The sequence below is a fragment of the Sphaerospermopsis torques-reginae ITEP-024 genome (assembly GCF_019598945.1).
In the GTDB taxonomy this organism is placed as follows: Bacteria; Cyanobacteriota; Cyanobacteriia; order Cyanobacteriales; family Nostocaceae; genus Sphaerospermopsis.
The window spans coordinates 3,749,482-3,776,009 of record NZ_CP080598.1; the positions used below are offsets into that span (position 1 = coordinate 3,749,482).

Sequence of the window (26,528 nt, forward strand, 5' to 3'; positions counted from 1 at the left end):
CCAGTTAACTGGCCCCCCCGAATTATTGTATATTTTTATTTTAACCCAATACTATGGAAATACTTGTTGGTTAAGGGGAAAGGGATATTTCTGACTTACGCCCAGAACTACTAGCTGATTCTTCTGGATTGAAATCTGGGACTGTTGTTAACTTCAAGACATTTAATGATTTCCAATCAAAAAAATCCTGGGCGCGATGAATAAAATAATCAATTAAAAAAGGTCTCCCCAAAAAAACAAAGGTAATGGGAATATTATCTCTAAAACTCTCTCGCAGTTTATTTAAGTGATCTAAAATTGGGGGAACACTGCTTAAATCATGAGAACGGGTTTCTGTGATTTCGCCAAACTTTTCTTTTTCATACTGATAGATCGAATATTCTAAACCTTTGATAAATAAGACATCAAATTGCTGATGGATGTAGAGATTCAAAACTCGCTCATATAAAGTATTAACTGGTTCAACTAGACGTAAAATTTCTAGTTTTTTCTCTGGTATATCATGGAGAATCCGAGAAAAAAGTTTCTCAGCCTCCAGGGGTTTACACTCAACAAACAATAAGCCAAACTCATTGTTTTTTTTGCGTTTCAGAGCGTTGAGCAAAGTTTGATATTCTTCGTATCCTTCTGGGGGTACGTCTTGATCCCAGTCACTAAAATCTAAATTCATGGGAGATTTTCTACAGCTTCTTTAAATTCCTGAATACCTTGAATCAGTGGGTGAATATCATACCAACGCTGCATCTCCCCTTCTTGATCCAAATAGCGGTACTCTAACAGGCAGCGATTAAACATCAAACTCCGATATTGATCATCGTTGATGATACGCTTAGAACGGGATACTTCTGCTAACAAACTCCATTGATGGTTTTCCACAGCGCGGCGGTAGGTATCTCTGGCTTGAGTAATGGCGCGTCGAACTGCTCTTTCGGAAATTGGTAAATCTTGAGTACGTCCAATAGCATCCTGAGTCAACAATAGCAAATTTCTGACGTGACCTCCACTCATCAAACAAAGTCGTTCTAGGGTTTCTGCGCTGTCAAAAATTGCCGTTTCTAAGGGTTTATCTGGTGCAAACTGCTTAACTCGTCTGGAAATCACCTCTTTCACTTTCTTGATTCCGGGTTGATAGATTTCGCCTTTGGGAGTGCGTACCATCACCATTGGTAAAATTTGTGGATCACCATAGATATCACGCAGGTCTGTAGCTCTGGTAGAATAGACCATAGCAATGGGTAGAGTATAGATTAAATGGCAATCTAAGGCTTTAAGTTGTTCACAACGGTCTAAGAAAACCTCTTCATAATTGGTGCGATCTCCATCTTTGACTAACACCATTCTATCTAAGTTATCAACAATTACTGCCAGTTGGGTGCAGTGAGCAGGTAAACGCTTTTTCACATCAGCGATAAACTCATTTAAGACTTTAATCAAAGTCACAGTATGAGGATTGACTGTTTCTCGGATTTGTTGGCGTAATTCGGGAACAGCCCTTAAATTTGCTGTCAATTTGGCAAACTGACTAATTTGCATTTCTACATTCATATCCTCGATGTGAATTTCAGTTAGCGCCAAATCTTTCAAATCTTGCCAACGATCTTTGAGCCAATTTAGCACTGGTTGAGGATTGCCAATTGTTCGCAAATCTTTGAGTAACCTCCGAGTACAAGCCAAGAGAATATCTGTATATTGGGCATCTTCTGAATCAATATCCTCTTCATCCGCAGCAAAATAAACTACATAACATTGTCTTGCTTCCAAATATTCCTTGAGTCTCAGTAATTCTGTAGATTTACCTGCTCCTCTATGACCAGAATATAATTGACAAGTATTTTGATTTGCTAACTGAATACGATTTCCTAATTCTTCTAAAATATCTGCTTCTCCCCGCACATCTTGACAGTCTACATAGTTGGGATCACCGGCGGGTAAGGGTTGGAATGGATTAAAAGCATTATAGAGGTTTTTGAGTAATTCAGTATTGTTGGACATAGGTAAACAACTTAGTTGATGCGGTTCTGATGATGCTAAAAAGTTAGATGAAATCAGCCATAAAAAACAAGCAATATAATTTTAATGTCAGAAGTTAAAAATGTCAGATATTTAAAATCTCCACAGTGAAAATTGTAGCCAAAAGGTATATACATATATGGTTCACAGATGCAATTACCTGAGTAGAAGTTATTTCCATAATCAATTCATAAAAAGATTTTAATTTTCAATTAATCATACTTAATTAATCATACCCCTACGTATTAAATCTTGAAAACGTGCATCTTCTCGAATACAATGAAAATCAGGATCAGCGTTGGCCATTTTTGCAAACTCTTCAGGTCTGAGATTAATTGCTTGCTCCAAGTTTTCTAGTGCTTGCTCAATACTACCTTGAATAGCATAACAACAAGCTTTATTGTACCAAGCATATTTATCATCAGGTTTTATTCTTAATGCTTGATCATAAGAGAACAGAGCTTCGTCCATACGTCCCAAATCATCCAGTGCATTACCTCGATTGTTCCAAGCATAGTGATCATCAGGTTGAATTTTCAGAGCTTGATCATAAGAGAAAACAGCTTCTTCATTATTTCCTATTTTGCGGAGTGCGATACCCAAATTGTACCAAGCATAGTGGTCATCAGGTTGAATTTTTAAAGCTTGTTTATAAGAAAAAATTGCTTCTTCATATCTGCCTAAATTCCGCAGCGCGATACCACGATTATTCCAAGTAAAACAATCATTGGGTCTTAAATTGAGAGATTGATCATAAGATGAAATTGCTTCTTGATTGCGTCCTAAATTCCGTAGTGCATTACCTTGATTGTACCAAAAATATGGGTCGTCCACCTTAAATCTTAAAGCTTCTTCATAAGAAGAAAGTGCTTCTTCATTACGTCCTAAGTTCAGCAGAGCATTACCTCGATTGTACCAAAAATATGGATCATCAGGCTTAAATTCTAAAGCTTTTTCATAAGATAAAATCGCTTCTGCGTTGCATCCTAAATTCAAGAGTGCATGACCTCGGTTGTACCAAGCATAATGATCATTAGAGTTCAATTTTAATTCTTGTTCATAGAATGTAATTGCAGTTTCATATTCACCAGCAGAATAAAGTAGATTTCCCAATTCAAAAAGCAAACTTGCTTTATTACTATCTGTTTGATGTTTTTCGGCGAGAAGTTCTTGAATTTCTAGAACTTTTTCAATTTTTTCCTCAGAAGTAAGTTGTAGATATTTTTCATAGTCTCCTTCTAGTAAAAGACGACGAGATTCTTCTTCCACTAATTCTGGTGTAGTTGGTAATTCATATACTCCAGAACGCCAATCAAAGAAATCAGGAGCGCGATGAATTAAATAGCTCAGTGAAAAGGAACGCAATAAAAATACAAAGCAAAATGGAAAATCATCCCTAAATCTTTCTCTTTGTTGGTTGAGATGATTTAGTATGGGTGGTACTTTAGTTAAATTGATAAACTCACCTTCAGTTATTTCACCAAAGTTTCTTTTTTCATATTTATACAAGGAATATTCCAAACCTTTAATTAACAAGATGTCAACTGTTTGACCTTGAATGTAATTAGCTATTTGCTGATATAGCTTATCCACTGGTTCTAGCAAGCGTAATACAGCTATTTTTTTATGGGGAAGATCCTGGGGAATTTTATGTATAAAACGATCTGATTCCACAGGAGTACATTGTACAAAATATAAACCAAATCCTAATTTTCTGTCCAGGGCGCAGAGTAAATCTTGATATAGTTCTTCGGGATCTGGTGGTAAATCATCATCCCAGCTACTGGTATTGAGTATCATATAGATTTGATGGTAGATGCTTGCGTAAAAACTCCCAAATTAGATATAAATTTTACACTATGGTTATTTTTTAGTATTTGAGCCTCATCTTCAATCATCATAATCCTGTTCTTTAAGTTCAGGTAAAGTTTGGGGTTAAAAATTTTAGGGATTTTACTTAGAGAATGTTTTAAAAGTTTATGGCTAACGCCACGCTACGCTATCGGCGAATATAATTCGCTACTATACAAACTAAGTCCACTAGTGGACTAATGAAAAATCAAGGCTTTTGAACCCACGAAGGTGGGTTTTGTCTGTGTAGACGCGATTTATAATCGCCAAGGGATGTATGAATTTAGACTTTTCAAACAACCTCTTAGTCAATCTTGATGACTTAGTTATGACCATTCCAGACTTTTTGTACATCGTAATAAATGAGGAATACTTTAAACATCATTATTTCAATAATAGGGGTTTGTCTCTGTTCATATTAGTATATTCATTTAAGTAGATTTTAAACCAAATTCTTTATTCTACGTAAGAGGAGTTAGGATTCAGGTTTATGGAAAAGCAGAGTACTTAAGTGTAGTTTAATTTATATGTCAGCTACTGAAGTTTTGTCCTGACATACTACCTCCCAGTGGTAATTTTACAGTCAATGGGTAAAGCGTCGTAATAAAATGGAGTTGGTGACAACACTAACTGAACTAAAAGCCATGAGGGCAGCGGCGCTGGAAGGGCTAAGAACAAAGCCAAAATGGGGTAGTAAAACACCGGCTGCTAAGGGAATACCAATTGTATTATATGCAAAAGCCCAAAATAAATTTTGGCGTATTTTGTTGAAAGTGGCACGACTCAGTTGTATTGATTCCACAACATCAGAAAGACTATCACGCATTAATATAATTTCGGCTGTTTCCATAGCTACATCTGTTCCAGAATGTAAAGCAATGCCGACATCTGCCTGAGATAATGCGGGAGCGTCATTGATGCCATCTCCTACCATAGCAACGCTAGTGGTTTTACTGATCTCTCCGGTTTGAAGAGCTTGGATGGTGCTGGCTTTTTTAGCTGGGGGAATACCTGCCATGACATCGGTGCTGTTGAGTCCGAGTTGTTGGGCGATCGCATTCGCTGCTTCTAATCTATCACCACTCAGTATAATTACTCGCAAACCCATCTGACGCAGTTTGTCTACTGTTGCTTTTGCATCTGGTCTCAGTGTATCACTGACGGCAATTAATCCAACTAAATTCTCACCAACTGCAACACTAATCACGGTTTTCCCCTGTTCCGCTAATCTTTGTGCGTGTTCTTGAGTAGTTTCACTGATAGTAATTCCATGCCAGTTTAACCATTCCCAGTTACCTAAGAGTACGTTGTTTCCTTCTACGACAGCAGATACACCCATTCCTGGCTCAGTATGAAAGTCTACTGCGTGGGGAATGGATAAATTTAGCCGCTTTGCTTCTTGATCAATTGCTTTAGCTAGGGGGTGATAAGTACCGCTTTCTACTGCTGCTGCTAGTTGCAGAAGTGAGGATGGTTCTAAGTCTGTAAATGGTAAACAGTCTGTAACTGTGGGGTTGCCTGTGGTGAGAGTGCCGGTTTTATCAAAGACTACGGTATTTAGTTGGTGGACTTTTTCTAACACATCACCACCTTTAATTAATAAACCGCGTTCTGCACCCATACCAGTACCGACGAGAATAGCTGTGGGTGTAGCGAGTCCTAAAGCACAGGGACAAGCAACCACCATCACAGCGATCGCTAATTTTAAACTGATTAAAACTGAAGAATGTTGGATGTTGGCGGCTTGATGATGTGCTGCATGACTCATCATTTCCATACCATTGGAAAGAATATTCACCTCTGGCCAAATGTGAGTACCAAAAAAGTACCAAAACAAAAATGTCAGCAAAGAAGCTGTTAAAACTCCATAGGTAAAATAACCAGCAACCGTATCTGCTAATTTCTGAACAGGTGCTTTGCGAGTTTGGGCAGTTTCTACCAAAGCGACAATGTGCGCCAAAGTAGTATCATCTCCGGTTCTGGTTGCTTGAATAGCGATCGCACCAGACTGGTTAATAGTTCCTGCTGCAACAGCATCTCCTGGTTGCTTCATCACTGGTACTGCTTCACCAGTTAACATTGACTCATCTACCGTTGTTTGTCCAAAGCGCACCTCGCCATCAACAGGTATTTTATCACCTGGTAACACCTGTAACCATTCACCAACTCGCACTTGTTCGGCTGGTATTTCAATAATATTTGCCCCTGCTACTAATTTCTCTGAGTCTGGGTTAACAATTAATCTAGCTATCTGAGGTTGAAGTGCTAATAATTGCCGAAATGCAGATGCAGCGCGTCCTCTAGCTTGTTTTTCTAAAGTTCTTCCCAGCAAAATAAAACCCAGCATCATCACTGGTTCATCAAAAAAGCATTCCCAACCCATTTGGGGAAACAACAGCGCCACCAAACTAGCAATATAAGCTGTGAGACTTCCCAAACCGATCAAGGTATTCATATTTGGCGCTCCCCGTCGCCAACCTTGCCAGCCATCTATAATAATGGGACGACCAGGAATGAGTAATGCTACTGTTGCTAGTCCACAGTGAAACCAGATGTTATTCAATATTGGGAAAATAAAACCACCAAAATGTCCTATTCCTGAAAATAACAATAATACAAAAGCAACTACTAATTGTTGGAAAGCCGCTTGCATTTCCTGACGCTGTTTTGCGTCTGGATCAGATTTTTCCTTCCCTGCTTGAGTTTTCGCTGTGCGGGGTTGAGAAGGAAAACCTGTAGCTGTTAATGTTTGTGCTAATGCTTGTGCCAGTGCATCGGCATCTACAGCACCAACTTCTGCTTCTATAACTGCCACTTCTGTAGCTAGGTTGACGCAGACATTTTTAACGTCTGGATGTTGGGTTAGCTGTCTTTCTACTGCTTTCACACAGCCAGCGCACTTCATACCCCCTACATCTAAAATAATTTTCTCTGAGTTGGTATCTCTATTGGAGAGGGCGGTTTCTGGGGTAAGTTTAGTTTCAGGAACAAGTTGCATGACAAGTTATGAGATTCGCTACAAAAATGCAATGCCTAAAAAAAGGCAGTTCTACTTTGAGAGTAGGCGAAATCTGGAACTATGACCAACTGTGATAGTATTTATTTAAGAAATTAAAATAGTAAGCATTCAGCTATCAGTAATCAGTAATCAGCTAATAGCAGTAATAACAAAGATTCAGAAATTTTAATTTCAGGAATGTTATCTGCATCTGTTTCTTTTTACTCTTGGTATTTCAATATTTCAGGTACTGACGGAAACCGATGGAAAATGATGGCTGAATGCTTACTTAAAATATTTAGTGAGATTTGTCACAGACTGTCAACGAATCCAGCGCCCATAGGTCAAATATATCACAGATACAAGTTGTATAGGCAACATGAAAATTATACTTTTGTAGAAATAGTTAATTTCCCAATGGGATGTAGTGGTGAAATACACCATAGATAGTGTTAATAAGATTAGGGAAGTTAGATGCTTAGATTTGAGTGTTGGCATATTTTCAGAAAATAGGGAATAGGGAATAGGGAATAGGGGAGAAAAATTTTAGATTTTAGATTTTAGATTGGATTTGACAAAAACAATCCAAAATCCAAAATCCAAAATCCAAAATCCAAAATAAAAAACTCCTGACTCCTGACTCCTGAAACTTTTTAGAACCAACCCTGTTTATTAACAAAGTAGGTATTAACAAAATCTTCATGGTTTTTGTTCAAGTAAATCATGCCTTCAATTAACCCTACAAGCTGCATAATTATGAGTGTAAATCCGTAAGTGAGAGAACCACCAACTACAGAAATAACTAGCATGATAAAGCCTTCTGGGGCATAACCCAGAATAAATTTATGTATTCCAAATCCCCCCAAAATAATGCCACAGTACCCAGATAAAAGTTGTTTGGTAGCATGAGATGGGTTAAGATTAGTCATATTTAGTTAAGCTCCTGTATATGTATGTAATTATCAGAATATTTCTATTTTAAGTAAATGAGAAATTTACCCACAGAAGAGAATTCTGAAGGTTAGATAAACAAATTTGATTTTGAATCTTGAATTTCAAAGCAAAAATCCCAAATTTCCACTCTAAAATTTAGTGATTTAGTTGATAAATTTCGGTGCAGATTGTTTACAGATTTATATGTTCAACTTCAGCAAAGTTGAATATCATTAACCTGAATAATCGGCAGCATCTCTGATACTACTTTAGTGTTTACGGGTTGATAGTTATTATGTCCGGGAATTTTTTTGATTTATACCCATCTGCAAAATTAATTTTACAGATGTAGGTGGGGGTAAGAAACCCAAAACCTCAAGGTCTGGTATAAGTTGGGTTTCCCTATCAACTGTCACCTATTACCTGCTATAGCGGTGATGTTGCGCTGCTGGAAATTTGAGAATTTCAGATTTATATGTCGATATAATCAAATATTTTTGATTTTTTCAACTGTAATTGTCGGTTTTAATTATTGCTGCCCAAAAGAAATAAACTGAGCAAAGTACCACTATTCCAGAGTCCGTGGAGGAGCATGGGAGCGAGAAGATTGCGCGATCGCGTGTATACTATTCCTAAAACCATGCCTAATGCTGTCAATGGCAGAATTTCCGATAAACTCAGGTGAGCAGCAGCAAATAACAAACTACTAACAAAAATTGCACCCCAAACGGGTAAATAACGAGTGAGGGAGGGTAATAAAAACCCACGAAATAGAAATTCCTCAAAAAATGGCGCTGCTATGGCCGCAGTAAAGAAAAATATTCCCAATGCTACATCATCTCTGCTTTCTAGCGCCAATTGTAACAGGGGGTTGCTTCCGCCTTGTCCGTTCCATAGTTGTTGATTAATTAATGATACTATGACGACTATGGGTAAAGCTGTGCAATAGCCTCCCAGTCCCCAGAAAAACCAATTACTGAAAAACCGGAAGCGAAACCAATCTTCTGGTAAGGGAAAATAACGTTTAATAGAAAAATAAAGCACTGATAACGCACCCAAGGCAACCAGTACATAACTCACCAAGACAGAAAAAGCCTGAACTCGCACATTATCCGAGGAACGGGAGATAGGGAGGAGGGTTAACAATTCAGGTATAAATAATTGTCCCATCAAAAAAAATCCCAGGACAAAAACCTGTAAAATTGTTTCCACATTCCAAGGAGTTGACCAAGGCTTTTGGGCATTTGTAGCTAAGATAGACGCTCTGCCCTTGAGTAAAAGCTGAATAATTAAAGCTATTAGTAAGATTAGACCTATAAAGGCTGTTAAGCTGGGAATAGTGGCAATTAAGGCTAATTTTAATACTGCATCGGTAGCGGATGCTTGTTGTGCAGCTTGAACATCTGATAAAGCAGTTTGACGCTGTTGAATTTGGTAAAGCTGAGTTAAGGCTGTGTAGCGAAACCAACCTTCTAAATTTTTTTGTATCAGTGGTTGAGCATTTGGGAGTAGACGCGGCGGGTTGCTCCATAGTCCACTGAGGACGTTAGCGGTGGCGGTAAATTCGGTTTCAGAGGGTTCTTGTACTTGACTCCAAGTTTTTTGGGCTTTATTTGTTTCCCCTTGCTGTGCTTGTAATATTCCTAAGCGTAAGTCTAATTCATGCCGCAATTTTTGCAGTTTGCTGATAGACTTCTCTAGCTCTTTTTGTTGTTGTTGGGGAGAGGTTTTGGTTTCCAGGGGTTCATTTGGTAGGGGTTTGGCAGGTGTGACAGCGGTGATATCTTGAGCGCGAAGTTTTGCAAGTTTGTTTTCGGCTTTGTCCAAGTTTGTTTTTACAGACTCACGCGCCTCTAGATATTGCTTGGCTGCACTTTCTAGGGGTTTATCACCTACTATTGCTGCCCGAAGAGCTTGCAAACTCTCGTCGTTGCTATCTTCTGGTTGCCATGCTTGGGCTTGCAAGACAATATTAGTTTGGTACAGTTCCAAACGACTTTGAAACTGAGGTTTTTGCCAACTAGCAAATAAAGACAAGCCGGACAACATAATCGCTAACAATGTTAGCGCAGTTAACAGCAACCGTTTAAGTGACATTTATCCCCCTTGAACTTACCTGTAGAGAGCGATCGCCCCTTGGCAATTATAAGATAATCTGGCAGGTTGGGGAGATAAGGGATTTCCAAATCAAAAAATATCTAATTTTTATGACAGCAGGGGTGCAGGAAATTGACACATAATTACCCCCGCAAGATGCGGGGGATTTGTGATCAAAAATGTCGTTTACCTTAGTTTAGTATGGAGTAGATTTACTGACCGGACATTTGTGGTGCTTTGTCTAGTCTCCAGGTGAAGTAGCTCTCTGGGTTGTTATCAGGAACTATAAACCCAGTTGCTCCTCCTGATGTCTGAGGGGGTCTAGGAGGACTACTTTGTCCTTGTTGTCCTGGTATTTGTGGTATTTGTGGCATTTGTTGTTCTTGTCCTTGTCCTCCAACTAACAACTCTTGTGCATTTGTGGATAGTTCTTCCAGTAAATTAAACATTGAAATTTACCTCACTTACGTTATTGATTTAGTTAAGGGTTGTGTCCCCTTTATTAATTGACAATAAGTGGTTTTTGAAGGTAATTCATGTGTCAGATGGGAGAATTTCTATTATGCCTTTTGGTTAATACAAGAGGTAGAGTATTATTGATACAGATAAAATCAATCTTTTTCTCGGTTTTTTGGATTAAGAGCTAACCTATCTTCCCCCTCACCCAAGCACGGAAAGATTTTAACAAAGCAATTTCACCCATATTTTTACTCTGCTGAATGAATCTAGTCATATCACTAACAGAAATTACAGGAAAAGCAACACTAAAATTAATTTCAATATAATTACCTTCTAATAATTTATAAAACTGCAAAACCTCACCGTCATATCTCCAAAGTTCAAATACACCTAAAGCAGCGTAAATATTTAATTTATTTACAGAACTGCTAGTAATATCAATTTCAATTGCTAAATCTGGTGGTGGATCTGTTTCTAAATTTAAAGTTTCTTTACCTCTAATTGCTGGTTCATTTTGGATATAATAACAAGTATCTGGTTCAATGCCTTTTTTAATTATTTTGCGTTTTAATGTTGTAGAACCAGCACTTCTAAGTTCTATATCTAATTCTTCAGCTAAAGCAACGATAAAATTACTAAAATTGCCTTTCGGGTTTTCGTGTTCAAATAGTGGAGTCATAATTTCTAAAGTACCGCAGTCATAAGCAAAACGAGAACCTCTATTTTCACCTGTATCTTTGAGCAAGGATTCAAAGGTATCCCAACTAACGTCATATAAAACTGTTCTTTGTTCTGCGGGTGTTGATTGGAGTAGCATATACAATACCTATTCTGTCACGATACTAGATAAAATACCTAAAATTTTACCGATATTATTAATATAATATTCGCTCAAGTCAATTTCTACCACTTGATTAATAAGTTTTAAAAATTTCCAGTTAGTTCCAGTAGTCACAGTTCCGTAAATTGTTTGAATATTATTACCCTCCCGTTCATTAAATATTCTAGCAGCAATCATTTCCGCTACACATTGTCCCAAACCTGCATTAATATTTTCTTTTTTTGCTTCTACAATTGTCACCACGGGAGCATTAACAATTAATAACTCTGGGGAACGACTAATAATAAAATCACAATTACCGTTTAATCCTTGTGCGGTATCTACAGTAAAATCAATCCCTGAAAATAAGCTGATTTGATTGTTTAAATATTTTCTAGCGGCTATTAAAATCGGTGCAATTATCATTTCAGAACGGGATTTTTCCGTATTACTAGCCAGAGCTAAAGGGACATTTTCTTGTAATAACTCTGCTAATAAAGCTGGACATTCAATTTCTGGAATAGAAGCAAAAATATCAATTTTATCTGATATGGTTAAATTAAATGACTTTCTCACTTTCTCTAAAGTAAAATCACTGTAGGACATTTGATTTATTCCTATAAATTAAATTATGCAACCAAAATTTATAATTCATCATCATCTGGTAATTTTTCCATTTCTTCTGCAATTAATTCCTGAAAATCTTCTCCACAATGAACATTCAAATGAATTGTAGCAGTGAGTAATTCTGCCAAAATTTCCGCTTGTTGTCTATCACTTAAATGCGGTGATTGCAGTTGATGAATTAAAGCGGTAATATTTTGACATTCTATACCTAATTCATTAATTAATGTTCTTAAAGTAGAATTAGCAATAGGAAGAGAACGATTGATAATTTGCATAATAATTATTTACCTAAGATTTACCCAATCTTTTAAGGGCTTGCTGAATTGCTTTTTCAAAGGCTTTAATCTCATTTTCCCAATGTCTAATTAAACCTTGGTCTGGAAAATCCTTTTCATATTCTAGCCTAATCTTTTCTTGATGTTCAGCAATGCGTGTATTTAATGATCTAATTGATTTTTTGTGATTTTTATTACCCATATATATGTAGATAAAAAAGGTGGGCATTACCCACCCAAAATATTATTTATCTATTCACCAAACACACTTGCAAAGAAATCTAAAGTTTCCTTCAAAGCCTTAATAAAAACATCAATTTCTTCACGGGTATTGTAAAAAGATAAACTCACTCTTGCTGTTCCCGCTAAACCTAAATGACGGTGTAAAGGTTGTGTACAATGATGTCCAGAACGGATCGCTACACCTTCTTGATCTAACAAAGTTGCTAAATCATTGGCGTGAACTTCGGAAGCTGTAAAAGCGGCTAAAGCGGCTCTACCTTCGCCGTTAACATCGGGTTTTGGTCCGTAGATTCTAATTTGAGGTATTTGGGCTAATTGCTCAAATAAATAGGCTGTTAATTCGGCTTCGTAGGCATGAATTTTATCCATACCTATATTAGTTAAATAATCTATGGCTGCACCCAGGGCGATCGCTTCCCCAATAGCAGGTGTACCGGCTTCAAATTTGTGGGGTAATTCTGCATAGGTGGAATGGTCTAAATACACCTCTGCAATCATTTCTCCACCACCAAAAAATGGCGGCATTGCTTCTAATAATTCTAATTTCCCATATAAGAAACCAATACCAGTGGGCGCTAACATTTTATGTCCAGAAGCTACCAACCAATCACAGTCAATTTCTTGGACATTAATAGGAGTATGGGGGACACTTTGGCAAGCATCCATTAAGAATTTCGCACCGTATTTGTGAGTAATTTCGGCAATTTCTTTAACAGGATTTATGCAGCCTAATGTATTAGAAATATGAACTATAGAAACAAGTTTTGTTTTTTCAGAAATCAGTTTTTTAAACTGTTCAAAATCAAATGTTTCTTCTGGTGTGAGTTCGACAAATTTTAAAACTGCACCTGTTTTTTGAGCGACAAATTGCCAAGGAACTATATTGCTATGGTGTTCCATTACTGAGAGAATTATTTCGTCTCCCGGTTGTAAGTTGTTCATTCCCCAACTGTAAGCGACTAGGTTTATTGCTTCGCTGGCGTTGCGGGTGTAAACTATTTCTTGGCGAGATTTGGCGTTAATAAAATTAGCTACTTTGTCTCTTGCTGCTTCGTAAGCGTCGGTAGCTTTGGCACTTAAATAATGTGCGCCGCGATGAACGTTTGAGTTGTATTTTTCGTAATAATCACGCCATGCGTTTAATACTGCTGTTGGTTTTTGGGATGTGGCGGCGTTGTCGAGGTAAATAAGGGGTTTGTCGTGGACTTTTTCGTTAAGAATTGGGAAGTCTTTACGAACTTTTTCGGCTAGGGTTTTGGTGGATGTGAATGTCATATTTTTAAGAATTTAAGAATAATGAACCACGAAGGTACGAAGGAACGAAGGTAAGAGATTTTAGAGAGATTGTTGGTGAGTTTCCCTATTTTAAGAGGAATGAACCGCAAAGTACGCAAAGTACGCAAAGGTAAGAGGTTTTTGAGGGTTTTTTGGTGGTGTTTCCCCACTTTTTGAAGGTGGGGTTTTTGGTTATTTGTTGGTGATGGTGATGACGGTTTTTATTAGTTTTTCTCGCAAGGATGAAACAGGAATTAGGTTGATAATTTCTGCTGCGAAGGCGTTAACTAATAGTTTGCGTGCGTCGGTTTCATCTATTCCGCGACTTTGCAAATAGAAGATTTCATCGTCTTCTAGTTGACTGACTGTTGCACCATGAGCGCATTTGACGTTATCTGCGGTAATTTCTAGTTGGGGTTTGGTGTCAATTCTGGCTTTTGATGATAACAATAAGTTGCGGTTTAATTGTGCTGCGTCGGTTAATTGTGCGGGTTTGGGTACGAAAATTTTACCGTTGAAAACTCCATGAGCGCGATCGCCTATAATGCACTTATGTAGTTGTTTACTCACACCATGAGGATGATTTAAAGATATAGCACTGTGAGTATCAGCTAACTGTTTATCAGCAATAACTGTTAAACCATTGAGTGTGGTTTCTGTCTGCTCACCAGTTTGTAAAATATCCAAATTATGACGGGAAATTTTACCACCAACTGTCACAGCATTACAAGTATAACGACTATACCGCGCTTGTGTTACCGCAGTTTTGCCAATGTGAAAAGCAGCATTACTTTCTAACACAATTCTATTGTGATTAACCTGAGCATTTTCATTTACCCAGATTTCTGTCACACTATTATTAAAGTAAACTTGCTGCTCTTGTGGAACAGGCATCTTGCCTGTTAAATATTCTCCATTACCTGTGATAAACTCTTCAATTAAACTCAACTGAGAGTTACTTTCAGCAACCACTAAACAACGAGGTTGAGAAATAATAGCACCTTCAGCAGCAACAGAAATAAATAACAAATGAATGGGATTTTCAACGATTACATTTTTACCCACCAAAACCACTGCGACATCATTTAAACCAGCAGTATTCAGAGCAGTAAAAACATCCCGTGTACCCTCAGACTGTGCTAGATATTTTTCGGCAACATCATCACCTAAAACATCCAAATTACCAACCTTTAAACCAGCAGGTAAATTTTCAGTATTAGATAAATTCGCTGCAAAAACACCATTCACAAAAACCAAACGGTGAGCAACTTCAGGTAAAACAAAATCATCTGTTAGGGATAATTCATGAATTGTCCCTACACTATTAAATGTTACCTTTTTCAGTGGAGATAAATCAGTAAAACGCCATTCTTCATCGCGGGTGTTGGGAATAACAGAATGGCGCACCCACTTAACAGCATCATTCTTACTTTGTTGTACCCAACCGCTTTTTTCAGATGCAGAAAACTGATTTAATAAACCAGTTAAAAAAGCATCTCTGTCTAACAAATTTGGTTGTAGAGACGTTTCATGAAACGTCTCTACATTAACTTCAATAGTCATGATTACACACCTACACCTAAAGCTTCTTCCAATACCCAATCATAACCGCGAGATTCTAACTCTAAAGCCAATTCCTTACCACCGCTTCTAATAATCCGTCCTTGTGCCATCACATGAACAAAATCAGGGACAATATAATCAAGAAGACGCTGATAGTGAGTAATCATAATTGTGGCATTTTCAGCATTAGTTAACTGATTCACACCATTAGCCACAATTTTCAGAGCATCAATATCTAAACCAGAATCAGTTTCATCCAAAATAGCTAACTTAGGTTCTAAAATAGCCATTTGCAGAATTTCATTCCGCTTTTTCTCACCACCAGAAAAACCTTCATTCACACTGCGATTCAGAAAAGCAGGATTCATTTTCACAACATCCAACTTTTCCTCAACCAAATCATCAAAATCGAAAGCGTCAACCTCTTCCAAACCCTGCGCTTTTCTCTTTGAATTATAAGCAACCCGTAAAAAATCCAAATTGCTCACACCAGGAATTTCCAAAGGATATTGAAAAGCCAAAAACACACCACTTCTAGCTCTTTCCTCCGCCTCCATTTCCAGTAAATTTTCACCTTGGAAAATCACCTCACCACCAGTCACAGAATAAGCAGGATGTCCAGCCAAAACCTTAGAAAACGTACTCTTACCAGAACCATTTGGACCCATAATCGCGTGAATTTCACCAGCGCGAACATCCAAATTCAAACCCTTCAAAATAGGAGTACCATCAACATCAGCCTTCAAATCCTTAACAGACAAAATCAACTCACTATTCTCAACAATCATCTTCTAAATCCTCTCTTTCTTCTTCTCTTCTTCCTTCGTGTTCTTCGCTTCTTCGTGGTTCATTCAAAAAAAGAACCTCAAAGAAAACAGATTAACCAACACTACCTTCCAACTTCAAACTCAACAACTTATCAGCCTCAACAGCAAACTCCATTGGTAACTGATTAAAAACATCCTTACAGAAACCGCTAATCATCATAGAAATAGCATCTTCTGCTGAAATACCACGTTGAGCAAAAAAGAATAATTGATCTTCACCAATCTTAGAAGTAGACGCTTCATGCTCAACCTTTCCAGTATTATTCTGAACTTGAATATAAGGAAAAGTATTAGCCTGTGCATTATCACCAATCAACATTGAATCACATTGAGAATAATTTCTCGCACCCGTCGCAGTGGGATTAATCTTCACCAAACCGCGATAACTATTACTAGATTTTCCAGCAGAAATACCTTTAGAAATAATTGTACTGCGAGTGTTTTTACCAATATGAATCATCTTAGTGCCAGTATCAGCTTGCTGCATATTATTTGTTAATGCAACAGAGTAGAACTCACCCACAGAATTATCACCAACTAACACACAGCTAGGATACTTCCAAGTAATAGCAGAACCGGTTTCTACTTGAGTCCAAGAAATCTTAGAATTGACACCTTGACACAAACCGCGCTTGGTTACGAAATTATAAATTCCACCTTTACCATTTTCATCCCCAGCGTACCAGTTTTGAACAGTAGAATATTTAATTTCCGCATTATTTAAAGCTACCAATTCTACAACCGCAGCGTGTAATTGATTGCTGTCATACATGGGTGCTGTACAACCTTCTAAATAGGAAACATAACTATCATCTTCGGCGATAATTAAGGTTCTTTCAAACTGTCCTGTATCACCGGAATTAATGCGGAAATAAGTTGACAATTCCATTGGTGATTTTACACCTTTGGGAATATAAACAAAAGAACCATCACTGAATACTGCGGAATTTAAAGCCGCGAAATAATTATCAGCAATAGGAACAACACTACCCAGATATTTTTTCACTAACTCTGGATGTTCCCGTAATGCTTCAGAAATAGAACAGAAAATAATGCCATCTTTAGCGAGTTTTTCTTTATAAGTAGTCGCTACAGAAACACTGTCAAAAATTGCATCAACAGCAACGTTAGTTAATCTTTTTTGTTCATTTAAAGGAATACCTAATTTCTCGAAGGTTTCCAATAAAGTGGGATCAACTTCATCTAAACTGTTGAGTTTTTCTTTCTTTTGTTTCGGTGCGGAATAATAAATGATATCCTGATAATTAATAGGTGGATACTTGACATGAGGCCATGTAGGTTCTGTCATCTTCAACCATTGACGGTAGGCACGAAGACGAAATTCCAGCATAAATTCCGGTTCTTCTTTTTTCGCGGAAATTAAGCGAATAACGTCTTCATTTAGTCCACGAGGGATGGTGTCGGTTTCGATGTCGGTGACAAAACCGTACTTGTAAGGTTGGTTAACTAAGGTTTTGACGGATGCGCTCATCGGTTCTCTTGTGTTCTCTTTAAAGGATAGGCGACGGGTTCTATAAAGCTGATTCCCGTTTTTTGTTAGCGATCGCTAACAGGGCTGTTAGAATAGGTTTACACACTAAAACAACTCGGCTGTTGTTTAATCTAAATCTATTGTACGATAGATTAACAACAACAATGTTGTTTAAGTCAAATTTTTTTAGAGATTTTTTGAATTTTTGGAAATTTTTATTGGGACTAACATGGCCACTACCCAGCAGTCCTCTACTAAGCAGGATATCCTAGAGTATCTTTTAAAACACTCACAAGCTACGGCTCTTGAACTTGCGGAAATATTAAAAGTTAGCCCCCAAGCGATTCGTCGCCATTTAAAGGATTTGGAGGCTGAAGAATTAGTGATATATTCTATACCGGAAAATTCTGGTATGGGTAGACCCCAACATATATATCATTTAAGTCAACGGGGAAGAGAACACTTACAAAAGAGTGTTAGCGGTGTCGGTGGTGGTTATGGTGAGTTTGCGGTTTCGCTATTAGATACTTTAGCGGAAACTGTAGGACGTGAGCAATTTAAAACGATTTTACAAAAGCAGTGGGAACGCAAAGCACTGGAATATCGGGAAAGGGTGGGTAATGGTTCTTTAAAGGAACGGGTCGCCGCTTTGGTGGAGTTGCGAAAAGCTGAAGGTTTTATGGCTGAGTTTCACCATGTAGAAGCAGATACTAGCGGTGGTGATAGGTTTTTATTTATGGAACACACCTGCGCTATTTCTAATGTGGCTGAGTCGTTTCCTAGTGTGTGTGGTCATGAGTTAGAAATGTTTGCAGCGATTTTACCAGATTGTAGTGTGGAGAGGACGCATTGGTTAATTCATGGTGAGCATCGTTGTGGGTATTTGGTGCAGAAAAGGTAGGTAGTTTAACGCAGATGAACGCGGATGGACGCAGATAAGGAAACAACAACTATGAATAATAAAGAATTTTATGTGGTAATTGAAAGAGATGAAGATGGTATGTATATTGGTGAAGTTCCTCAACTTCAAGCCTGTTTTTTTCAGGGAGAAACGATTGATTAACGATTAATATTATAAATAAAAATATGAACGCTCACAAAATAGAAATAACTTTAACTGAAGATGGAACTCTGACGCTGCGGGATTTACCATTTCACGCAGGTGAAGCAGTGGAAGTGATTATTTTAGAAGCTAAACATCCACAACAACAAGTGTCAATAAAACCACAATCAAATACAAATCTTTACCCATTGCAAAATACACAGCCATACTCTTATGAAGAACCTACAGAACCCGTTGGTTTAGAAGATTGGGAAGTTCTGCAATAAACATCACCAAACTACCCAAATCATACCTGACTGTGCCAAAATGAACACAACAATATTTTAGGCATCTGTAACCTATGGTTTGGCAAAAGGGGTATAAATTACAGGGTGGGAGATACGTGATAGAAAAAGTCCTGGGAGAAGGTGGTTTCGGGATTACATATCAAGCACAACATACACTTTTAAAACAGTGGGTAGTAATAAAAACCCCCAATGAAAGCCTAAAAAATGATTCTGAATACCCCAATTATGTCAAAAGATTTATTCAAGAAGGACGCAAATTAGCAAAACTTTCTCAACAACCACACCCGAATATTGTCCGTGTAACTGAATTATTTGAAGAAGGTAAAACATATTGTTTAGTAATGGACTTTGTACCCGGTGAAAGTTTATTTAATTTAGTCCAAAAACAGGGAGCATTACCAGAATTAGAAGCGGTAGGATATATAAAACAAATTGGAGGGGCTTTAATTTTTGTTCATCATCAGGGTTTAGTTCATCGGGATGCACACCCTGGTAATATTATGGTACAAAAAAATGGTAAAGCTGTATTAATTGACTTTGGAATTGCAGGGGAAATAATTCCCCACGATGGATATTTTACTTCTCATCATCCTGCTAATATTGCTTTTGCACCTTATGAACAAATGGGAGGTAATAGACAAGTAACGATTGATGTTTATACTCTTGCTGCTTCTTTATATTATGCGGTTACAGGTAAACGTCCTGAAAGTTCGCTAGATAGAAAGTTGTATAATAAACCGTTAATTTCTCCTAATAAATATGTTATTGGTATTAGTGATGAGTTGAATTTGGCAATACTTAAAGGTATGAATTTAGAGCCGGAATATCGTCCGCAGTCTATGAGAGAATGGTTAAAGTTATTGCCTGATTTTAGTCATCAGGTTTATCAGGTTAGTCAGAAAATAGAACATCAAACTATTAGGACTGAGAAAACATTTCCTGTCATTGTAGGTGTTAATAAAAATGGCAAAATCAATAATATTCCTTGGGATTTCTTAAAATTAATAGGTTTATGTTATTCAATAATGGGATTTTTATTAGCATCTTCTCCTTGGTATTATTCAGCTTTCGCTTGTTTCTTAGGTTTGAATTTGGCTTTTATCTCTGCTTTGATTTTAGTGTTAAATAAACCATTGACCTATTTTTCATCAACTTGGTACATAGCTTTGCTTTTAAAGTTTGCTTTGCAGATGGTTTTGAGTTTACCTATGATGTTAGCTATTTTGGGACCTATTTTTTTATCTATTGGATCAATTGAAGGTAAAGGAGAGGGTTCTATTGCTGGTTTAGCTGGTATTATTATTTTTTGTATTAATATTGTATTGATTTTCATTTATGTTCCAATTACTAAAAAGTTAGAAAATTATTTAAGCAAATTGCATCAATTTTTAATTTTACTTAGCACTTCTTGGTTAGGCATATTTTTAGGCTGGTTATTTTATCAACTCTTCCCAGTATTTACATTATTATCTTGATATTATAAAATAATGAGATAATTTTTCTAGGAGTAGGCTAATGTTACTTTACCACGGTACAAGTTTTGAAAATATTGAGAGAATTCGGAGTCAAGGAGTTTTACCTCCCAGAGAAACCAAAAAAAGCAATTGCTCTGTGTCTGAGTTAAATGATTATGAATCAAGAAATGACGCTGTTTATTTAAGTGATGCTTATGCACCATACTATGCTTTCTATCAATACTATGATCCTTTGATGAAACAGCTTTGCTCACAATTGACAAAACCATCAATTGAACTGACTACAGTAAGCTCGAAAGGAGCTTTAATTGAAATAGATATTGATTCTTTAGAACAATACAAGTTTTACCCTGATGAAGACTTTTTAGCACATTCGTCAAACCTGCTGTATCAAATAGGAGAAACGGTAAAAGAACGCACAAATTATTTTAAAGAAAATTTGGAATCCTACCAGGATTATTTGAAAGATAGCCTTCAAGAAATGGGTAACTGTTGTTATATTGGTGTAATTCCTCCAACAGCGATTTCTCGCATTACAACATGGTGCTGTAAAGAAGTTAAGATTCTAAAGGCATTGAGTTATGATTATGTGTACGACAAAGGTGGCGTTACAATATTTCATGATCAGGAAGATAGTCAAATTTTACGATTGCTAACGAAATGTTTTGCAAAGCGAGAATTCCAAATAGATGAACTACTATTTTTATGTAAAACAAAGTTTCAACTGGATGATAATTTTGATTATGATAAAACTAAAGATATCCTGATCCAAGAAATTGAAAGAATTGAAATTGTCTGTGATAAAGACTGTGATACAATATAATCGAGTTCCAAAAATCTAACTACATAAATATAAAAAATATGAATAACCTATCAATTCCAGCGCAAACATTACAAGAAGCATGGGAAAAGGGTTTACAGCAAGGTTTAACCAAAGTTGCTGTAAATATGTTACGAGAAGGTATTGAATTAGATTTTATCGTCAAACTAACTGGACTGCCATTAGCAGTAGTTAAAAATTTACAAGCTGTTGATATAGATGATGATAAAATAATAGTTAAGGAATTTTTAGAAATGAGTGAATCATCATTAAATAAAGTGTGGCTTGATCCAGAGGAAGACGAAGCATGGAAGGATCTATAGAACATTTAATTAAAGGTGATGTGATATCTATTCCTTTTCCTTTCTCTGATACATCTACCACAAAAAAACGACCAGCTTTAGTGATAGCAGAATCAGACAATAATAATATTATAATTTGTCCTATTACCAGTAAACCAGGACGAGATTATGAAATTAAATTAGAAGATCAAGATTTTAGAGTAGGTAAATTAAATTTAAGTCCTTGTTATATTCGCCCTAATATTATTGCTACAGTTGATAAAAGTAACGTAATTCGGTACATTGGAAAACTCAAAGATGATAAAATTAATCAAGTGATTAGTACAATTATTGAAATTATAGAAAAACCATCATCACCACCACCAGCATCAAAAGCATGGGAAAGAAGCAAAAAACCAAAATGATGAAATACCCAGATCCCCGAATTCTTTGATAAACTCCCATTATTCACCCAAAATTAAACTCAGAAATCGGGGATATTTGCTAACTTCTCTGCGTTCTCTGCGTCTCTGCGTGAGAAAAAACAACTACTCAAAAATTACCACAATATGATTTAATATAAAAAAACTTCCCACTTAAACACAACTTTAAACCCTATGGATATCTCCCCCAATCAATCATCAACCCAGTTTTTAACCACTGACGAATCTGCACAAGTTGACGCAGCTTTGTTATCTTCCCCTGAAAAATTCTTAACCAGGTTGACAATTTCCTCCTTACGGATTTTACAACATATTGCTACAGAATATGATGTACCCATTGAAGAGTTAACAGTAAAACAAATTATCACTTGGTTTGAACTTGATGCTAAAATTAGAAGAGAAAAAGGAGTAGAAGAAGCATTTTTGAAGTGGTAGGGAATAATTAAAAAGGGGACATTATCTTGATATATATTACTAAAAGGCGAGTTTTTATAACTCAGTCCTTTGCTATTTTTGGATTATTAGGACTATCTCTAATTAGTTGTAATCCCAAGGTAGCAACAACCATGAAATTAACCAGCAGTGCTTTTGTAGATAATGGTTTAATTCCTGCAAAATATACCTGTGATGGTGCAGATATTTCACCACCTTTAAGCTGGGATGAGATTCCTCCAAATACTCAAAGTTTAGCATTAATTGTTGATGATCCAGATGCCCCAAGAATGACCTTTGTGCATTGGGTTATTTATGATATTCTCCCATCAGTTAACCAATTAGCGGAAAAAATTCCTGCGGGTAAAACTATTGCTATTGGTGGAATACAGGGTAAAAATGATTTTGGCAAATTAGGTTATGGTGGTCCTTGTCCTCCTAGTGGAACTCACCGTTATTTTTTCCATCTTTATGCTTTAGATAAAAAGTTGAATTTAGAACCTGGTGTTAGTAAAAATCAAATTTTAACAGCAATGGCAGGTCATGTTTTAGCAAAAGCCGAATTAATGGGAAAATATCAACGTCAGGGTTAAATTATTTGATCATAAAAATAATCATCAGATCCCCGATTTATTTATTGAATAAATAATAAATCAGGGATCTAATCAATCACCAATTACCAATTACCCATTACCCATTACCAGCCAAACAGATATGATAACTATTCAACACAGGTAATATCAATGATTGTAATTATTAGATCGAGGACTACGCGCACCTGCAACTGCACCCATCAATGCTGCTGCTAAACTCAATAGAGAACCAAGAACAAACCACCATAAAGTTCTAGAAGTTGCGGCGGCAATTTCACGAGTTTGTTCAGCAGTTAAAGCAGGTAAATTTTGTGGTATGGTAGTACCTTGTCCTTGAATTTGATTCATTACGGCTGCTGCATTGTAAGCCGCTACTCCAAATGCACCCCATACACCATTTGCTAATAGAAAAGAGCTAATTGCTAAAGTTGTTGCCCACAGAATTGATCCGTTAAGTAAAGCTGTGTCTCGGTGCATTGGTCCACAGCCACGGGTTGCTATCCAACCACCCAGAAACAGGGAAAGTAATAAAGCTAAAGTTGACCAAATTCCTACATTACTAATAATTCCGGCGGCGATTGTTCTTGGTGCTAATGAGTCAGCTATTCTACCTGCACCTAGCGCCCCAAAAAAGGAACTTAATATTAATTGAGTAGCTAGAGCAACTAAAACACCAGAAATTATTGGACCCCAACGCACCCGATCCCGGTATTCTGTGACTCTTGTTGCTACCGCAGACTCAGGAGCAATAATTTCATCCCCTACTCTATTTACATAAGACATAGTTTATTTTCTCCCTTGCTATTTCAGTAAAGTTGCTCAGGTATATTTATGGTTTATGCTTTTATTTACAATTAAATTGCTATTTTGTGTTTTTATTATCTATCAGTGGAAAGAGTTAATCACTATGTCTTTAGTGAGAAGATAACGTTGTGAAATGCAGTTTTGAAATATAGCAGAAATGTTTAATTTTTCAGACTTTTATATATTTAAAAAAGACAAAATTCTAACGCATCTTGACAGCCGTACCTGTGGCAGTTATTAATAATAAAACTCCAGATTGATCAACATTTATTGTTCCTGTATCAATTTCTATACCGATGACAGCATCCGCCCCTAAACGTTGCGCTCTTTGTTGTAGTTGTTCTAGTGCTTTCCGTTGTCCTTCTTCAAATAAACGCTCGTAACTGCCACTACGTCCACCAACAATATCCCTGATGCTGGCTAAAAAGTCCCGCAAAAAATTGCTGCCATAGACAACTTCCGCTGTGACAATGCCCAAATATGAATCAATGACAGCGCCTTGAATGACATCGGTTGTACTTAAAAGCATAATATTTCCTTATTGACAGCCAATAGTTTAAAGTTTGGGTTTTTAGGTGCCTCTGATACAGATTGCCAGAATTGCTGGAACTTTTTGGATCTTATTTTCATCCTATATTTTCATCCTGCCACACTTGTAAATGCCAATTGAATTGCATCTAGTTCATAGTCTTGCCACTTATCAGATGAGTATAGATGCTCGCCTGAATTCCTATATACAGCAACAGGACAGGGTTCTAACAATTACCAATTTTATAAGATTTTGTCAATGTGAATAAATACAGTTTTCAAAACTAAATATTTTTGTTTTAATGTACAAACAAAACTTCACTAAAATTTAAGGAAATATATGCTACACAAACAAACATCATTTTTAGTGGCTGTTCTATTATTAGGAAGTTTCGTGACTGCTGTTCCTGTAAAGGCTGAAAGTGCGGAAGTATTAGTTGCACAAGCTAATGATGCTAGGTTAAGGCAATTGTTGGAAGAAGGGCGGAGACTGGTGGATACGGGGGATTATAATGGGGCGATCGCTGTCTATCAGGAAGCAGCAAAATTAGCTCCCAGAAATGCGAGAATTCATTCTGGAATTGGGTTCTTATATGCTCAACAAGGTAATTTTCAGTTAGCTTTAACTGCTTATCGTCGTGCGATCGCCCTAGATGGTAATAATAGTGACTTTTATTACGCTGTAGGTTATATCAAAGGTAATTTAGGAGACACCAACGGAGCAAAAGAAGCTTATCGTCGAGCTATCCAGCTAAACCGTAGCAATTTTAATGCTTATTTAGGTTTAGGTGTCACACAAACTGCTTTAGGTGATTATACTTCAGCGATGTGGGCTTTTGAAGAAGCAATTAAATTAAACCGTAACAATCCACGTACTTATGAATTGATGGGTTCAATGTTCAAACAACGTAGACAAACTCAACAGGCCAGCACTGCTTTAAGACAAGCTCTTAGTTTATATCGCAGTAGTAATGATGCAGAAGGCGCAAACAGAGTAGAAAATATGCTCAGAGAGATCGGAGGTTAATGTTAGTAGGTAGCAGAAAAAAATTCCTTGACAAATTAAATGATTGCTGAACTCTAACCAATGCTAAAAATAAGAAATAGACTCTGGTGAATTACCAAAATTATGAATACTCAGGGAATAGAAAATCAGCAAAATTTGTCATGGTCTTTTTGGCCTATTTTACCTCTGTATCCCTACGGAAAAAGAAAGACTTTATGCCGAGAAATTATCAAAGATACCCTATGGATATTTGATCAATTACAAGGCATTTTGTACACAATTGTACCAGTTCGTATGACCATAATTAAGCTACAGGAAGGCGGACTTTTAGTTTATGCACCTGTAGCACCCACCCCAGAATGTATCAATTTAGTAAAGGAATTGGAACAAAAACATGGGGAAGTAAAATATATAATTTTACCTACTAGTTCCGGTTTAGAACATAAAATATTTGTCGGTCCTTTTGCCAGAAAATTTCCCCAGGCTTTAGTTTATGTTGCTCCCCATCAATGGAGTATTCCTTTTAATCTTCCCCTCAGTTGGTTAGGTTTTCCGCAAAAACGGACATTATTTTTATCAGTAAATCATCAAAATAACCCCTTTGGTAATGAATTTGAATATGCTATTTTAGATATCAATTTAGGTAAAGGTTCTTTCCAAGAAGTTGCATTATTACATAAACCATCTCGCACTTTATTATTAACAGATACCATACTTTCTATTACTCAAGAACCACCAGAAATTTTACAAATAGATCCCTATCCTTTACTATTTCATGCTAGGGAAAATGCACAAGAAACAATTACAGATAATGCTGAAAACCGTCATCGTGGTTGGCAAAGAATAGCTTTATTTGCAATTTATTTTCGTCCCAGTGCAGTCAAAATTTCTCAACTTGGGGAAATTTGGAAAGATGCCAAACAAGCACCTGATCGTTCACATAAAGCATACTTTGGTTTTTTCCCCTTTAAATGGGATGAAAATTGGCAAGATACCTTTACAGCATTATCTGGTAATGGTCGTCCTTTTGTTGCCCCAATTTTACAAATTCTCATCCTTCCTCAAGGAGCAAGAGAAGCAATAGAATGGGCTGATAAAATTGCAACTTGGGATTTTCAACAAATAATTTCTTGTCATTTTGATGCACCTATTAAAGCTACTCCTGAACAATTTCGACAAGCATTTAGTTTTTTAGAACAGCAACCAAAAGCAAGTTATCAGCAACCTTTATTAAAGGAAGATTTGCGTTTTATTCAAGAATTAGAAGCTAGTTTAGTTAAACGTGGTATTGCTACACCTCAAAAGGAAAGGGTGTAATAAATCTCG

The 26,528-nt window shown here is 36.8% G+C and carries 27 protein-coding genes and 1 pseudogene; 11 read left to right on the top strand and 17 right to left on the bottom strand.

Annotated features, from left to right (window positions below; all coding sequences use genetic code 11):
• Positions 1–70: 70 nt before the first annotated feature.
• The 15 genes from K2F26_RS17440 to sufB form a co-directional block, all read right to left on the bottom strand.
• The gene (locus tag K2F26_RS17440; protein ID WP_220608808.1) at positions 71–670 is read right to left on the bottom strand and encodes a hypothetical protein; all 600 of its coding nucleotides are present in this window, start codon (positions 668–670) and stop codon (positions 71–73) included.
• A complete protein-coding gene (locus K2F26_RS17445; protein WP_220608809.1) occupies positions 667–1,992 on the bottom strand; it encodes an AAA family ATPase in 1,326 nt (441 codons plus the stop codon). The genes K2F26_RS17440 and K2F26_RS17445 overlap by 4 nt, the downstream gene beginning before the upstream one ends.
• A gap of 240 nt (positions 1,993–2,232) precedes the next feature.
• Entirely contained in the window at positions 2,233–3,810 is a 1,578-nt protein-coding gene (locus K2F26_RS17450; RefSeq protein ID WP_220608810.1) for a tetratricopeptide repeat protein, read from the bottom strand.
• 634 nt (positions 3,811–4,444) lie between these two features.
• Positions 4,445–6,859 (bottom strand): heavy metal translocating P-type ATPase, encoded by a 2,415-nt coding sequence (locus tag K2F26_RS17455; RefSeq protein WP_220608811.1) that lies wholly within the window; start codon positions 6,857–6,859, stop codon positions 4,445–4,447.
• 653 nt (positions 6,860–7,512) lie between these two features.
• Positions 7,513–7,788: a TM2 domain-containing protein gene (locus tag K2F26_RS17460; RefSeq protein WP_194054520.1), complete on the bottom strand. Its 276-nt coding sequence runs from the start codon at positions 7,786–7,788 to the stop codon at positions 7,513–7,515.
• Positions 7,789–8,317: 529 nt separating this feature from the next.
• Positions 8,318–9,889 (bottom strand): CPBP family glutamic-type intramembrane protease, encoded by a 1,572-nt coding sequence (locus K2F26_RS17465; RefSeq protein WP_220608812.1) that lies wholly within the window; start codon positions 9,887–9,889, stop codon positions 8,318–8,320.
• A gap of 212 nt (positions 9,890–10,101) precedes the next feature.
• Positions 10,102–10,338, bottom strand: a complete 237-nt coding sequence (locus K2F26_RS17470) for a hypothetical protein (protein ID WP_194054518.1) — start codon at positions 10,336–10,338, stop codon at positions 10,102–10,104.
• Positions 10,339–10,532: 194 nt separating this feature from the next.
• A complete protein-coding gene (locus tag K2F26_RS17475) occupies positions 10,533–11,165 on the bottom strand; it encodes a Uma2 family endonuclease (RefSeq protein WP_220608813.1) in 633 nt (210 codons plus the stop codon).
• A gap of 9 nt (positions 11,166–11,174) precedes the next feature.
• Positions 11,175–11,774 (bottom strand): hypothetical protein, encoded by a 600-nt coding sequence (locus K2F26_RS17480; protein ID WP_194054516.1) that lies wholly within the window; start codon positions 11,772–11,774, stop codon positions 11,175–11,177.
• A 38-nt stretch (positions 11,775–11,812) separates the two neighbouring features.
• Positions 11,813–12,070, bottom strand: coding sequence for a hypothetical protein (locus tag K2F26_RS17485; protein ID WP_194054515.1), 258 nt, complete (start codon positions 12,068–12,070; stop codon positions 11,813–11,815).
• A 13-nt stretch (positions 12,071–12,083) separates the two neighbouring features.
• A complete protein-coding gene (locus tag K2F26_RS17490; RefSeq protein WP_194054513.1) occupies positions 12,084–12,272 on the bottom strand; it encodes a hypothetical protein in 189 nt (62 codons plus the stop codon).
• Between the two features lie 50 nt (positions 12,273–12,322).
• A complete protein-coding gene (locus K2F26_RS17495) occupies positions 12,323–13,588 on the bottom strand; it encodes a SufS family cysteine desulfurase (protein WP_220608814.1) in 1,266 nt (421 codons plus the stop codon).
• A 192-nt stretch (positions 13,589–13,780) separates the two neighbouring features.
• Positions 13,781–15,151, bottom strand: a complete 1,371-nt coding sequence (gene sufD / locus K2F26_RS17500) for a Fe-S cluster assembly protein SufD (protein ID WP_220608815.1) — start codon at positions 15,149–15,151, stop codon at positions 13,781–13,783.
• Positions 15,152–15,153: 2 nt separating this feature from the next.
• On the bottom strand, positions 15,154–15,939 hold the full coding sequence (gene sufC / locus K2F26_RS17505) for a Fe-S cluster assembly ATPase SufC (RefSeq protein ID WP_220608816.1): 786 nt from the start codon (positions 15,937–15,939) through the stop codon (positions 15,154–15,156).
• A gap of 91 nt (positions 15,940–16,030) precedes the next feature.
• Positions 16,031–17,470, bottom strand: a complete 1,440-nt coding sequence (gene sufB / locus K2F26_RS17510; RefSeq protein ID WP_194054504.1) for a Fe-S cluster assembly protein SufB — start codon at positions 17,468–17,470, stop codon at positions 16,031–16,033.
• 229 nt (positions 17,471–17,699) lie between these two features.
• Here sufB and sufR point away from each other — a divergent pair, with 229 nt between their 5' ends.
• The 9 genes and pseudogenes from sufR to K2F26_RS17555 all read left to right on the top strand — a co-directional run bounded on the left by sufR (position 17,700) and on the right by K2F26_RS17555 (position 22,864).
• The gene (gene sufR / locus K2F26_RS17515; protein WP_220608817.1) at positions 17,700–18,371 is read left to right on the top strand and encodes an iron-sulfur cluster biosynthesis transcriptional regulator SufR; all 672 of its coding nucleotides are present in this window, start codon (positions 17,700–17,702) and stop codon (positions 18,369–18,371) included.
• Between the two features lie 51 nt (positions 18,372–18,422).
• Positions 18,423–18,530 (top strand): annotated as a pseudogene (locus K2F26_RS17520) (type II toxin-antitoxin system HicB family antitoxin); the annotation flags it as partial.
• A 26-nt stretch (positions 18,531–18,556) separates the two neighbouring features.
• Positions 18,557–18,799, top strand: a complete 243-nt coding sequence (locus K2F26_RS17525; RefSeq protein WP_220608818.1) for a hypothetical protein — start codon at positions 18,557–18,559, stop codon at positions 18,797–18,799.
• A 74-nt stretch (positions 18,800–18,873) separates the two neighbouring features.
• Complete coding sequence (locus K2F26_RS17530; RefSeq protein WP_220608819.1) at positions 18,874–20,295, top strand: serine/threonine protein kinase; 1,422 nt, start codon at positions 18,874–18,876, stop codon at positions 20,293–20,295.
• A 40-nt stretch (positions 20,296–20,335) separates the two neighbouring features.
• Complete coding sequence (locus K2F26_RS17535) at positions 20,336–21,118, top strand: hypothetical protein (RefSeq protein ID WP_220608820.1); 783 nt, start codon at positions 20,336–20,338, stop codon at positions 21,116–21,118.
• 38 nt (positions 21,119–21,156) lie between these two features.
• Complete coding sequence (locus tag K2F26_RS17540) at positions 21,157–21,438, top strand: hypothetical protein (RefSeq protein WP_220608821.1); 282 nt, start codon at positions 21,157–21,159, stop codon at positions 21,436–21,438.
• A complete protein-coding gene (locus K2F26_RS17545) occupies positions 21,423–21,821 on the top strand; it encodes a type II toxin-antitoxin system PemK/MazF family toxin (protein ID WP_220608822.1) in 399 nt (132 codons plus the stop codon). Before K2F26_RS17540 ends, K2F26_RS17545 begins: the two co-directional genes overlap by 16 nt.
• A 192-nt stretch (positions 21,822–22,013) precedes the next feature.
• A complete protein-coding gene (locus K2F26_RS17550; RefSeq protein WP_194054493.1) occupies positions 22,014–22,274 on the top strand; it encodes an NDH complex assembly factor CRR9 in 261 nt (86 codons plus the stop codon).
• 131 nt (positions 22,275–22,405) lie between these two features.
• A complete protein-coding gene (locus tag K2F26_RS17555) occupies positions 22,406–22,864 on the top strand; it encodes a YbhB/YbcL family Raf kinase inhibitor-like protein (RefSeq protein WP_246605407.1) in 459 nt (152 codons plus the stop codon).
• Between the two features lie 147 nt (positions 22,865–23,011).
• Here K2F26_RS17555 and K2F26_RS17560 read toward each other — a convergent pair whose 3' ends face one another.
• Both K2F26_RS17560 and K2F26_RS17565 read right to left on the bottom strand, forming a co-directional pair.
• On the bottom strand, positions 23,012–23,647 hold the full coding sequence (locus tag K2F26_RS17560; RefSeq protein WP_220608823.1) for a hypothetical protein: 636 nt from the start codon (positions 23,645–23,647) through the stop codon (positions 23,012–23,014).
• Between the two features lie 223 nt (positions 23,648–23,870).
• The gene (locus K2F26_RS17565; RefSeq protein ID WP_220608824.1) at positions 23,871–24,197 is read right to left on the bottom strand and encodes a YbjQ family protein; all 327 of its coding nucleotides are present in this window, start codon (positions 24,195–24,197) and stop codon (positions 23,871–23,873) included.
• Positions 24,198–24,536: 339 nt separating this feature from the next.
• Between K2F26_RS17565 and K2F26_RS17570 the strand changes: the two genes are divergently transcribed.
• Both K2F26_RS17570 and K2F26_RS17575 read left to right on the top strand, forming a co-directional pair.
• Positions 24,537–25,223 carry a tetratricopeptide repeat protein gene (locus K2F26_RS17570; protein WP_220608825.1) on the top strand — a complete coding sequence of 229 codons (687 nt, stop codon included), beginning with the start codon at positions 24,537–24,539 and terminating at the stop codon, positions 25,221–25,223.
• Positions 25,224–25,325: 102 nt separating this feature from the next.
• On the top strand, positions 25,326–26,519 hold the full coding sequence (locus K2F26_RS17575; RefSeq protein WP_220608826.1) for a DUF4336 domain-containing protein: 1,194 nt from the start codon (positions 25,326–25,328) through the stop codon (positions 26,517–26,519).
• Positions 26,520–26,528 lie beyond the last annotated feature (9 nt).